Source organism: Vibrio tubiashii ATCC 19109, from assembly GCF_000772105.1.
Lineage (GTDB): Bacteria > Pseudomonadota > Gammaproteobacteria > Enterobacterales > Vibrionaceae > Vibrio > Vibrio tubiashii.
Genome location: NZ_CP009359.1, coordinates 1 through 12,294, shown reverse-complemented (window position 1 = coordinate 12,294; position 12,294 = coordinate 1). Strand labels below are relative to the sequence as shown.

Genomic DNA, 12,294 nt, shown 5'->3' with positions numbered 1-12,294 from the left:
ATGAAATACTACCAAAACAAAAGAAAACAAGGCGGCTTTACACTAATTGAAATGGCGTTTGTTGTTGCTATCATCGCAATTCTCGGGGCTGCAGGATTGTATACATTACCTCAAATATTCGGAGACACCGCTTTAAGCAATCTTCAACAAGAGGTGACGGACGTAAGTACCGCAGCTTACAAAGCGAAAAAGAACCGTCCAAACTACAAAAATCTTGATATGAAGAAACTATGTGATGACGGTTATCTCAAAGATAAATACTGTGAGGGTACTCCCGGGGTAGGCGTTAACTCCTTTGGTGGTGATGTTATTTTCACCCCTCACCCTACCAACTTTGCTTTGCGTAACATCAAAGTGACGATTCCAAACGATCTAAGTCGAATCAATGAAATCGCGGATACGTTAGCACCTCAAAGCCGTAATAAGTGTACCTCAGCATCAGGGTGTACAACTCTAACAATCGCAGGTAACGCGATTACAATAACCATGTAGGTAAAGCTATGGGGTTACTTGAACTTAACGTTCGAGTAGCCATTAGTGTGGCTCTGTTAGTCAGTATATTTGCAGCTACAGTGCCACCTCTAATGCTCTACTCTGAACAGAAAGAATTCACAAATAACATAGATGAACTCACTCACGCTTCCATAAACAAAATTAAACTTTCTAACCTTCAAAGCAATTGTCCCACCTCCCTATCAAACATAAACGTAACTGACCTAGTAACGGAAAACCTACTTGATAGCTCCTGGTTAGATAGAGGAACTAATTTCACCATCACTATTGAGCATAAACGGATAAATACAAGTGTTGGTACGTCCTACACTAAGCCTGCTTTTGTTCATATCCAATACAGTTTTGCATCAATACAAGAGGCGCAGCCATTCTATGAATTGGCTGATTTGATTGATAAACAAAACATCTCATTTATCACTGCAATTAACAGTAATGATTATGCGCTAAATAGTTATTACCTAACAAAAAATGGTTGCAGCACTCTATAGGGAATATAACCGTGAGAAGAAAGCAACGGGGTATAAGCCTACTTTCTTTGGCTGTTGTGGTTGCCATTCTTGGCGGGTTGGCAACGCAAGCTCTCCCCTTAATTCATCAAGCAAGAATTAACGAAGATGCGGAAAAATTAAAAAATCAAGTTACCTATTTATGGGAGCAAACAAAGACATACCAAGCAGATAGATTCAATGCCGGCATCCCATACACGGACTTAGCCTCTTTTCCTGCTACCGTCGATGATCTAATGCCTGATTATCTTCCTCAATGCTCTGTTACGGACTATGAGGGTGGGAAATGCCGAAGAATAGACTATACGCCTATGGGGGAAAGGATCACGCTTAACCGACAATTTGTCACTCTATCAACAGGGGCTACCGTTCCTGGTATGCGCATTGTCATCCCCTTTAAAAATGAACCTTCGCCGCAAATCCTCAATACATTTAAGTCCAAGCTATCAGACCTCCCCAATGGTCAGTACAACGAAACGTCAAAAGAGTTCATTCTCCAATTCGGGCGAATAGGTAGTGAAGTTGAACATGAGGCATTAGTGCAGCGTGACGGTTCAACAACACTTACTGGTGCTGATTGGGATACCGGTGGAAACACTTGGATAACAAACATTAAAGGTTTGTTCCTACGTAATGCCGATGGTAGCCAGTACAGCGTTGCATCGGGACTTCAAAGAGTCGCTGTTGTTGATAGTGGAACATTTATACCAACTCACAGTTGCCCTTCTGGACATAGACCAGACCTCGACGTAATGATTAAAAGTATTGAACCTAGAACTAATGCAGAAAAATTCACAAGCATAGGTTCTTTCACTCCTTATTACACTGCTGTATCAGGTGGTTGGCGCGTCTACGCTAAATATTTTGCAAAATTACAAGGAGGCTCGAAACAATGGGTCTTCTTGGATAGCGCGTATCTAAAAGTTACGCAATTGTGTGTGCAATAACAAAGGAGAAATAAATGAAACGTCTGTTATTAACGTTACTTAGCATTTTAACTTTATACGGGTCTACCCTAGCCTACGCCAGTAGTGAAAAAGTCACAGGAGAGCAAGCCTTAGCGAGCTCCGCCAACGCTAAATTAACTAGTATCACTGGCTATAATGCTAGTTCGCCTTACGCGACCTTACCGAGAGAAAACGCAGTAGCTGGAGAGCGTTACAGTTGGGGAGGGATGTTTAAGTTAAGTCGAGGGGGGTGTAACAAAACAAATGTTCATACTGGTGGGTGTAGCTGTCCTAGTGGATTTAGTACCAAGAGAATTGACTTATATAACAGTGATGACCTCTATTTTTGTGAAAAGAGAAACTACTAGATAGTAGTAAAAAGCGACTTAGCTCACTTTTTATAAAAGATACTATCGACATACCAGTGGTATGTTGATAGTATCTACTACGAAGCTAAAGAATATTGAAAGTTAAGGAAAAAATATGAACGTTAAACTATCGGCAATTTCTCTTGCAATTGCACTTACAACATCTTTCCAGGCTAACGCTATTATTAATGGTACATCTGAGAACAAAGCTAATTTTCAACAATACGTTGAGATGGGGTGTACTGGTAATATTATTGGTGGTAAGTGGGTTCTCACTGCTGCACATTGCGCAACAAATTTAGGGATGAGGGATGTTGTTAGATATGATGGTTCAATTGCCAAAACAAAAGCACAGCATAATCACCCTGCATTTGACGGTACTCTATCTGACATTGGTTTTTGGGAGCTTGAAAGCATTCAAGAAGTAAATCAAATCAACACTATCTCTGTTAGCAATGTAGGAGCAGGTGAAACAATTACTGTTTACGGTTTTGGAGGAACTGCACCAAATCTAAATAAAGCCATACAAACATCAGAGGCTGTCAGTGGCAATGCTCAATGGTTGAGGACTGTTGACATTTCACAAGGTAGTTCAACAGGTGGTGATAGTGGTGCTTCTTACTTAAATAGTTTGGGTCAGATCGTGGCGGTACATGGAGGGGGCAGCTCTACAAGCTCTAATGGAATGGAAGGATACCGGACAGAAACAGGCCGTAGTTTCATCTTAGATACAGTGAATGGGTGGCACTATCCAACTAGATTAAGTGTTAGCAACTCCGCAACTATTACCGTACAAAGTTTGCATGTAGGCGGCACTACCGACGCTGCTTATACAAATGGAGACCTAACAATAAACTATGCTGCATCTACGTGTGATGACGGGGCTATTGGTGAATTTGCAACATGTACGTACAGCGTGACAACAAACGGTGGACATGGCCAACTGTTCTTATCTGCTAATGAAAAAGTAGAAATCAATAAACCTGTATCAACCACAGATGGAAACTCTACAACTTCCGGTGGCGGTGGCGGCGGTTCTTTCGGATTTGCCTCTATCCTCGCTCTACTTGGCCTTGGTATTCGTCGCTACAAGGCGAGCCCTAATGCCTAGCCTGCTAGAAATTGAAATAAAAGGAAAAACCAGTGCCGCTTTTTATCGAAAGTTAGTGCTTGCCTATTTAGTGGATTCTAAACCAAATATGAACTTAAAGGCTTTAGAGCTAGAAACAGGGTGGCCGCATATCACGATCCAAAAAAGCGTTAATGAGTTAGATAGTATCAGCATTAAAACTAGCTATCATGGCACTGCAAAACAAGGTTATTACTCGGTTGATAGTTGGGGCGTATTTGATAAAAAAGTCGTGTATGACAACATCAAACCGATCCGAGAAAAACTTAATTCGTATTTCACAAAGTAACCGAGAAAAGGCAGTTTAACTGCCTTTTTTGATGTCTATGTTAAGAAAAATAGTCCTAACCTTGAGCTTGTTTAGCTCTGTCGCTCTAGCCAATTCTCACAAGCAAATTTATGAAGACGTTGAACAAAAGCACAACATACCTAAAGAGGTACTTTACGCGCTTGCACTAACCGAAACGGGGATCACGACAGACGAAGGGCAGTTTATGCCCTGGTCATACACATTAAATTGGCGAGGGATTAGTTATCGTTTCAATAGCAAATCCTCTGCCTGTGAATCCCTAGAATGGATTCTAACGGTGTCAAATGCCGTCGATATAGGCGAAACACAACTGCACTGGAAATATCACAATAAGGCTACTGGAAGCGCTTGTGATTACTTCGATAGAGATATTGCGATTAACAGAAGTGCGGAAGTAATGAATGACTGCTACAAAAAGCATAGCAATTGGATCAAAGCTGCAGGGTGCTACCATCGTCCTGCGGGGGGCGAGTTGGCCAAAATCTACGAAATGAAATACTTAACACATCTCAAAAACGTCTTAAACCAGGAGTGGTAAACATGTTTATTCAAATTATACCGAAGAGTGAGCACCTTATGTACGCGAGTACAATCGAATCTTTAGAAGATATAGCCAAAACAGATGCGTGTAAGAACAAATACATACACTGTACTTTCCCTTATGAGCAATATGAGGAAAGAACATCACTTGGCCGCAACCTAGAAAACTTAGGGGTGGTTGGATTGCTTTGGGGTGGCCAACTTAAGGTCAGCTTAAATAAGCCCGTCCTCGATGATGCTGCATGATTCATTTGCGGTGTCAGGGTCAAAGGTGATACCGCAAATGGATTGATGTAAAAAAGCCGCCCATCTTCGGGCGGCTTTTTTTTGGGTGTTATTTGGTGATCACTTTAACTTTGGTACGTTGGTTTGTTTCTCGTCCTGGTTTACCACTTCACCAGTTAAACCATAGGTTTGCGGTACAGGTTGCGCCCCTTTAGCTTGTCTTTGCTGTAGTTCACCGGATTCTATTTGAGCTAAAGTGAAATTCTTCAAGAAACCATCTTGTTGTTGAATAGCGAGCAATACCTTAGTTTCAACTGTACTTGGCTCTTGGCCATTGATAGTCACTCTCAGCAACGATGTTCCTTCTTGGTGTTCATAATCAACTGCGTAGCTATCGGTTTGTTGTTTAGATGCAACAGGTGGCTCTTGATTGACGGCCTCATCTACAGCGGGGGTGTTTGATTGTGTGGCTTCGTGCTCTATTGGCGCACTTTCAAGTGTTCGCCCAACCACCGTAACTTCCCACTTATTACGATGAGTGTCGATCACATCTGTACCTGTTACTTTACCTTCATTATCTCGCTGCAGTTGGGTTAATTGAACATCCTTTTTCCCTACGCGCTCCACTTCCACGACATCCCCTACCTTAGCCTTGCTTTTCGTTATTGCCTCTTTAAGACCAACGCCCCATTTAACCTCACCATTACTTAATTCAACATAGTAACTTAGCTTTCCATCTTTTTTGTTCAGATAAGGCGCTGCACCGTGGCCAACAAGAGTAACTAGTGGTTTATCCGAACCATCTATCGCAGTCTCGCTCGATGCACTAACCTGTTTCTCTGCTTCTGCTTTGGTTTGTTGCTCCTTACGAACCTCTATCTCTTTGTCAACCAACGTCTGGTAATCCTCGTTATTCTCAGCGCCAGATAACATTGCATCTTCTACGATTCGGTAGCCTGCAGTACCTTGGTGGGCTTGAAGCATATCAACATGACTGCTTACGACCTTACCTTTCTGTACATCATCCAAACCTTCCAATTTTTCCAAGTCAGACTTAACCTTATCACTATTAGTTAACGCCTCCCTGATAGCCGCTGCGCTTCTATTTTCAGCTAATCCACCTGTAGAGCCAGTTTCTATATTCACTGCAGACTGCGCCACACTCTGCGCGTTTTTCGTGTCGTGCTTTTTCGAAGCTTGCTCAAGAAGCGCGTTTTCTTTCGCTAGCTGTTTACACTTCATAAACTGTTGCTGAAGCTGTTTATTAGCAAAAACTATATTAAGATCTTTCGCTACAGCCACATCAATCACTTGCTGTTTGAAATCCTTAGAGCCAGTAATATTGACCGTACCAAATTTTTCAGAAGCTAATGCCATAGCTGCAGCCACATGATTAACATCAGGGTTGCGTGAATTCATTACGATTTTGTGGCCATGATCTCTGAATAGTTTAATGCCCGTGTTTTTATCTGAAAAATCGACATACTTATCTTTCAGATCTTTACTGGCCACAATGTCGGAGAGTTTTACCGTTAAACTCTGCGCTAATTGCTGTTGTCGCAAGAAAGTATCAGTTATGTTTTGATAACTGAGCTCATCATTGCTAATGGCATTTTCATTCGCGGTTGGGTTATCAGTACGGTGTTTTAGTTCTGCTTCGCTTAATGACATTTTACGATCCTCGTATTGTTCTTTTTGTTGCAAGTATTTGAATATCTGCAACGATTCATTGACTCTCGATAATTTAGACTTACTGCTGTAACCCTGCGTCGTGTAGTCACTTGCGAAGACAATAGCATTCAGTTCGTGTTGTTCGTCTCGCTTGGCTAACTTATCCTGGTACAGCTTAGTTAAAAGATGTTTGGTTTCGTCCCATTCCAAGTGCATATGCTTAGTGCAAAAATCACTTGCTGTGTACGCTCTGTTTCCTATCCTTATCCTTGGTGTTCCGTCTTCCCTAGCCTCTATCGAATAGTTACGTTTAATGAGTCCGTGAGACTTCTCAAAGTGATTCAGTAGTGCTTCTGGATCGATATCCCTCCTTATTTTTCTAAAGTAATCAAGCTCTGACTGAGGGGTTTTGTACGTCCCTTGCTTGTACTGCTCGATCAGACTGGTGGGTTTCTCTAGGCGACGTTGAACATTTTTTCTAACGCCTGGTATCCCCTCCTTTACGCCTTGTTTAAAACCCTGCTCTAGTCTTCGTCGAACATCGTTAGACCGTCGCAATTGACGATCTCTATACTGTCCTGCCCACCCCACACGATTGTATTTGTCGGTCGGCAATACACCTGAGCCTGTCTTACCCCGTCCTTGTCGACTTCCATCCACATTGCGTGGTTGCATACTTGGCAAGCCGTTTCGAGCTTCGGTAGGTTGTCTTCGTCTTTCTCCGCGATGTTCTGTAACACTGGGCTGGCTACGTATTTCCCGTCGCTGCGCTTCATTATTGACATTGTTTGTTTCCTCTTGTGATTTTTGATTAGGAGTGGTTTTAGTGTTTAATCGCTCGCTCGATGCGCTAGGTTCTAGCGTCTTGAGCGTGGCAAATGTCGATGCAGCAGGTTGTTGGTTAACCACACTATGGTTATCTGTCCTTTCTGCTGTTTTGGTCGTCTCGGAATCGAATACCGGTGGATGAGTGCCATTTTTTTGCCAACTGGCCACATCATCCATGCTCGAATCCAATTCGTTCATACCTGGTATGTCCGTGGTGGCCGATTTAGTGGCTCTGCGGTACTTTGGCGAAGAAGAATCATTAATCTTGTGGGCGTCTTCATAACTAGCTTTCAGTTCCAGAAGCCGTTTGGTTCTTTCTGCTTGATTGAGCTTGTAATACTCTTTTCTTATTCTTGGGGATGCAGGGTGGATAAACTTGTTTTCTTCGCTTCTGGTTTCGAGCCATTCACTCAGATCACCGGCTATCTTTTTATCGCTTGGCTTTACTCGCTGTAGTTCTCTTTTCTCTATGTAATCTTTAGTAAAGCAAGTATGTTTGAGCCTTATGTTCTTAGTTTGACCAGGTAACTTAATCTGATAATACTCATCAACTGCACCGGCCTTTCCTTTACTAACTTGGCCATGTGAAGCTAACTCCTTTTCAAAGGCTTTCATTGTTCGAATCTCTTTAGCATTAATAGAGTCGAAAAGTTTTTCCTTAAACTCTCTATTTCCGCTCTTGAACGTGTCACCTTTATATCGACTAATAAAATCCGAATCGTCACCTAATATTCTATATTTCCTTTGATTATCATAAGGAGATTCTAATTGGTGAGTCCTATTTACGGTTTCTTGAATAGCATCATGGTATTTAATATTGTCTGTATATCTACCAAAAGGATTAATTGACTTACCGGTTATCATATTTCTTTTTGGTATTACCATATGAACATGTGGAAATCGTTCTACCACTTCACCTGTTTTTTTATCTACATAGCTCTTAACTTTAGGGTGATGTATTTCAGCATATACATTATACTCGTCTTCCCCATATGCAGACATCAAAAGCTTTTTATATTGATTGTAAGAATCAATAATTTTGTCCTCTGATAAATCCCTTTCTGCATAGCTCAAGGTAATATGCAAATAATTATCTTCTCGACCTTGAATGTTAAGCTGATTAATTAACTCTTCGGTTAAATTCAGATCACCATCAATACAAACTCGTTCGTCGAGTTCATCCCTAGATAATGACCTCCCCGATTTATGACCATTTTTAAGATAGTCAACAATACCTAATTTATTGCTACTAACTCTAGCTAGCATTTTTTAACAGCCTCGTTCCACAGTTTTTGTAAATCTTGGAGGGTGTTAAGCGTTCGTATGTAGAGATTTTTATCAACCACATCTGCTCGGTGTGATTGGTGTACACGTTTCGCTAACTGGTTCAGGTTGTTTGAAACCTTGTTTGCAAGAAATAGTAATCGCGCTGTGTCTTTTGGCAGCTCTTTTGACTCTACAACGAAGTGTTGATTGGCCAAGGTTAGTTGTCTAAAGAAAGAGGATTTGTTGGTGTTGTTATCTTCTATCTGCTTTTTGAACGGCGCGTATTGTTCAGCAGTCAGACGGAAGGTGATCACCTCGTCCTTGTTTTCATTGTCTTTCTTCGATGTGCTTTTTGTAGTGCTCATATCATCAACTCGTAGAGTCCAAACCAGGGTTAAAGGGAGAATCCCTTTGCACGCGAATTATATCAAATTGGAACAATTTGTATACATTCGACAGCGTGCCTACAGCCTACCCATAAGGGTAGTGTGTAGTTGAGAAAACATGGCAATCTGCTTGAGTTTTGCTTGATTATCTATGGCAAAACTATTGCAAATAAATCTAAAATATTGCATTTCGCTGTTGAAATTATTGCAAATGGCTGTATATTTAATTGCAATACAAGGCAAGGGGTAACTAATGTGGACATTGAGACAGTTACACAGAAGATTAAGCAGGAGATAGAAAGCAAGGATTTCAAACTTCAAGCGGTGTTTGATCGAAACATTGAGTCCATTGAAGCGCTAAAAAATGATGGTTATAGCTACAAGGCCGTCTATAGCCGATTGGGTGGATTAATCGAGCTTTCCCACTTTCGCGATCTCGTTTATCGCGCTAAGAAGAAACGGAGCAATACGCCCTCTTCCGCAAATCGCCTTCAGGCAAAAAAGAATCAACATGAGCAAATGGAAACATTAGCTCAAGAAGATGAAATGGCAGCTAATGAGGCCGCACACAACACATCTCACACCAAGAAGGATTGGCAAAAAGTTGGTGTCAGAAGTGAGAAGTTAATTTCAGAACTAATGGGGAATGGTATTACCCCTGAAATGGTTAGCAAATGGGACTGTGCAAATGAAATGGGCGTGTCCAAGAAGCTAGTAGAATATTTGATTAAGCAAAAGTAAGGTTAAAAAATGGAATTATTCGTTAATATCGCAATGGTAAATAACTCCGGTAATGTGGGCAAATCAACGTTGTGTGAGGTGCTATTAAAACCACGTCTACCAGGTGCGGAAATTGTAAAAGTAGAAACAATCAACTCTGACGGTTCAGACGATGTGAAATTCTCTGCCAAAGAGTTTGATGAAATATTGAAGCGTATGGATTCAAATGATGTGAATATCATAGACGTAGGCTCATCAAACATTGAATCATTTATTTTGCAGATGCAAGAATATAAAGGCTCTCAGGATGATATTGATTATTTTGTTATACCAGTAATTCCAAAACACAAACAGCAAATCGATGCAGTATCTACCGCAATGATGCTTTTATCGCTTGGAGTTGAAAAGGATAGAATTAAATTTATCTTCAACCAAGCAGATAAACAGCTAACAATTGAAAAGCAATTTTCTGATTTCCTAGAAGGTCTAAAGAAAATTAAAATCAAACTTGATAAATCGCAATATTCTGTAGTTTATGAAACAGTTGCATTCTCTGCGTTAAATAAAGCAAATAAAACATTTTCCGAGATCGCAAATGATGAGCGTAATCTACGCTTAATGATTCGACAGGAAAAAGACCGAGCAAAACGCGAGGAACTATCAGAACAACGCACACTTAAACGCCTGATTAGCGGTGTCAATGACGATCTAGATATCGCCTTTGAAATGCTTGATTTAGACCTAATGGAAGAAACGGCCAATGCGTGATATGGATGAGATCATTGATGCTAGATTAAAGCTCATGCTCACCGACACAACAGAACTATTGGGAGCGCTCCAAGCGCTTCCAAAAGAGTTTGACGGCAAAACGCAAGAAGTGATTGCATTGGTAGAAGCAATGAAAAAAGCGGTTGCCACTGTGCCAAATGAACTTGATGTGAGCTTTAACAGTAAGATTAATAGAGTGCTAGATCTCGCAAACGAGATTGATAGACACACCGTCACACTAGAAAAAATGCTTGAGCGTAAGATCCCTACGTTACTGGATGAACATGCAAAAGCAATAAAGAAAAACGTTACCCCTCCCTACCTATTGGTCTTCTTTGTCGGGGTCATAGGTTCAGTTGTGGGGAGTGCTTTTACCTTATTATCATTAAGCTTAATGTAAAATGTATCGTACTATACAAAAAGCCTCCCAACTTGGGAGGCTTTTAGTTATGTCGTGCTAAAAGTGTTGCTGCTAAATCAGGATGATAAAGTTTTTTAAGGTAAGAACAATCTCTAGCAATGAGCGAGCGATAAAACGGTCACTCTTGGTATCATTTTGAACTTCACCATTAAGCCAATGCTCAATACCACAATCAAAGGAATTCGTTAGTTGCTCAACATGAAGCGTTACCCACTCCGCTTTATTAGTTGAAGCAAACTCAATGTAAACTTGGTTGGTAGGTTCTAAGTCCTCAGCCAGTGCTGCAATATCAAAATCAGAAAGATCAAATCTCATATAAAGCATCCTTTCGGGTTGTTGCCCTAGTGGGCGTTACAGGGGAAGTTAATTGCCTTAACTTCTGGGTATATTATCGGATATTTCCAAGAAAAATACAATGGTTATTGTTAAACACACCGAATAATAATTGTTTTTTACCAACATAAAGATAGGTGATCACACTGTCGCGCTAACGCTTGCTTGCTCAAAATTGCAGTAAATATGTTCGCTCGCTCTGGCTCTCTCCTTATATTCACTTCAATTTCGCGCCCAACTAATCTGAAAGCGGCTTTAATCGCTCTAAGAGGCTGTTTAAGAGAAGGTGGGATGAATAGAAAAGGCCGCTACAAGCGTTAGTGATGCTTAAATGGCGGCCTTTCAAGGTTTATGAGGGTAATTTTTCGCTAGCTTGGGTAACGTCTCGTAACTTAGTAAAGAAACCACCAGAGAGATCGTGACCTTCTTCACCCAAAGAAACAAGATGCTCTTTTAAATTATCAAGCTCCCTAAGCGAAGGAATGCAAGATCTAGACACTACCTCATTATAGGTTCTTTTCGCGTCTTCATAGCTCAATTGTCGAGTGCTGTTAGCGGCATCACCAGACCATTCAAATAGAAATTTAAGGCCAACAATTTTTCTACCTTCTTTGATGTAAGAAAAACCATAATTCCCCGTTTTTCCATCCACAAAAAACGCGATATTAGACTCTTTTTCGTCGATCTCTTTGATTGCAGGCTTAATTATCCTGTTAATGAAATTGGCATTAACAGCATATGTTTTCTTGGTCAAGTTCCCTTTTTCATCGAGTAAACCAAAAAAGCCGTGAAGATTTTCAATTGTTTGAGGGTGCAATTCTGTGTGCGGTGCTCTAAATCGACAAAGCATTGAGTACAGTCTTTTACCATATTCGGTTTTAATGCTTCTAAATGAACGATGTGGGATTTGCGCGTGGCCTTGAGAGATACCGAGAAATTCAGCGATGAGATCATCATTTGGTTTAATGGTTAATGTACCATCATTATACTTAACGCGCTTAAAAAGCGGGATGAAATCAAAAGATTTTCCTTCTTGCTGTACACCTATCTTTTTGCTTGAAAGTCGATCACTAGGCTTATACAAAATGTTGTAAAGGTCTTCTCTTTGCGCTCCAAACCAATCACAGAGAATATCACTTTTAAACTCATAGATAGGTGACAACATTTTTCCTTCTAAAAAATCCTGCCAATGGTCAGCATGTAACCTCGACAAGAGCAAAGCAAAAATGTCATGTTCTACAGGTGAAAGAGAGAGACTAGAGAACACAAACGCGTGCGACTTCTTAAAAAAGTCACTTGGTACATCTGTTGACGCAGAGCTAGTGATCGTTGTCTCTTTCGATTTATATAATTCCGTTTGCAT

The 12,294-nt window shown here is 40.8% G+C and carries 15 protein-coding genes; 11 read left to right on the top strand and 4 right to left on the bottom strand.

The genetic code is table 11. From position 1 onward, the window contains the following. The 8 genes from IX91_RS25340 to IX91_RS25305 all read left to right on the top strand — a co-directional run bounded on the left by IX91_RS25340 (position 1) and on the right by IX91_RS25305 (position 4,559). Positions 1-492 (top strand): type II secretion system protein, encoded by a 492-nt coding sequence (locus IX91_RS25340; protein ID WP_004745310.1) that lies wholly within the window; start codon positions 1-3, stop codon positions 490-492. A gap of 8 nt (positions 493-500) precedes the next feature. Next, a complete protein-coding gene (locus IX91_RS25335; protein ID WP_004745309.1) occupies positions 501-1,001 on the top strand; it encodes a hypothetical protein in 501 nt (166 codons plus the stop codon). 11 nt (positions 1,002-1,012) lie between these two features. Continuing rightward, complete coding sequence (locus IX91_RS25330; RefSeq protein ID WP_004745307.1) at positions 1,013-1,966, top strand: pilus assembly FimT family protein; 954 nt, start codon at positions 1,013-1,015, stop codon at positions 1,964-1,966. 14 nt (positions 1,967-1,980) lie between these two features. Then, positions 1,981-2,334 (top strand): hypothetical protein, encoded by a 354-nt coding sequence (locus tag IX91_RS25325; protein ID WP_004745306.1) that lies wholly within the window; start codon positions 1,981-1,983, stop codon positions 2,332-2,334. A 115-nt stretch (positions 2,335-2,449) separates the two neighbouring features. Next, positions 2,450-3,445: a trypsin-like serine protease gene (locus tag IX91_RS25320; protein WP_004745304.1), complete on the top strand. Its 996-nt coding sequence runs from the start codon at positions 2,450-2,452 to the stop codon at positions 3,443-3,445. Beyond that, positions 3,438-3,752, top strand: coding sequence for a helix-turn-helix domain-containing protein (locus tag IX91_RS25315; RefSeq protein WP_004745302.1), 315 nt, complete (start codon positions 3,438-3,440; stop codon positions 3,750-3,752). The genes IX91_RS25320 and IX91_RS25315 overlap by 8 nt, the downstream gene beginning before the upstream one ends. Positions 3,753-3,789: 37 nt before the next feature. After that, positions 3,790-4,311, top strand: coding sequence for a lytic transglycosylase (locus IX91_RS25310; RefSeq protein ID WP_236643057.1), 522 nt, complete (start codon positions 3,790-3,792; stop codon positions 4,309-4,311). A 2-nt stretch (positions 4,312-4,313) separates the two neighbouring features. Further along, a complete protein-coding gene (locus IX91_RS25305; RefSeq protein ID WP_004745299.1) occupies positions 4,314-4,559 on the top strand; it encodes a hypothetical protein in 246 nt (81 codons plus the stop codon). Positions 4,560-4,658: 99 nt separating this feature from the next. Here IX91_RS25305 and IX91_RS25300 read toward each other — a convergent pair whose 3' ends face one another. After that, positions 4,659-8,303 (bottom strand): LPD7 domain-containing protein, encoded by a 3,645-nt coding sequence (locus tag IX91_RS25300; RefSeq protein ID WP_004745298.1) that lies wholly within the window; start codon positions 8,301-8,303, stop codon positions 4,659-4,661. Next, positions 8,297-8,668, bottom strand: coding sequence for a plasmid mobilization protein (locus IX91_RS25295; RefSeq protein ID WP_004745296.1), 372 nt, complete (start codon positions 8,666-8,668; stop codon positions 8,297-8,299). The genes IX91_RS25300 and IX91_RS25295 overlap by 7 nt, the downstream gene beginning before the upstream one ends. 129 nt (positions 8,669-8,797) lie before the next feature. Here IX91_RS25295 and IX91_RS25290 point away from each other — a divergent pair, with 129 nt between their 5' ends. Genes IX91_RS25290 through IX91_RS25280 form a run of 3 tightly spaced genes read left to right on the top strand, consistent with a single transcriptional unit; the run spans position 8,798 to position 10,577 of the window. Further along, the gene (locus tag IX91_RS25290) at positions 8,798-9,430 is read left to right on the top strand and encodes a hypothetical protein (protein ID WP_004745295.1); all 633 of its coding nucleotides are present in this window, start codon (positions 8,798-8,800) and stop codon (positions 9,428-9,430) included. A 9-nt stretch (positions 9,431-9,439) separates the two neighbouring features. Further along, entirely contained in the window at positions 9,440-10,177 is a 738-nt protein-coding gene (gene stbB, locus IX91_RS25285; RefSeq protein WP_004745292.1) for a StbB family protein, read from the top strand. Beyond that, complete coding sequence (locus tag IX91_RS25280; RefSeq protein WP_004745289.1) at positions 10,170-10,577, top strand: hypothetical protein; 408 nt, start codon at positions 10,170-10,172, stop codon at positions 10,575-10,577. The genes stbB and IX91_RS25280 overlap by 8 nt, the downstream gene beginning before the upstream one ends. A gap of 72 nt (positions 10,578-10,649) precedes the next feature. Here IX91_RS25280 and IX91_RS25275 read toward each other — a convergent pair whose 3' ends face one another. Both IX91_RS25275 and IX91_RS25270 read right to left on the bottom strand, forming a co-directional pair. Continuing rightward, complete coding sequence (locus IX91_RS25275) at positions 10,650-10,913, bottom strand: hypothetical protein (protein ID WP_004745288.1); 264 nt, start codon at positions 10,911-10,913, stop codon at positions 10,650-10,652. 367 nt (positions 10,914-11,280) lie between these two features. After that, positions 11,281-12,294 carry a replication initiation protein gene (locus IX91_RS25270; RefSeq protein WP_004745287.1) on the bottom strand — a complete coding sequence of 338 codons (1,014 nt, stop codon included), beginning with the start codon at positions 12,292-12,294 and terminating at the stop codon, positions 11,281-11,283.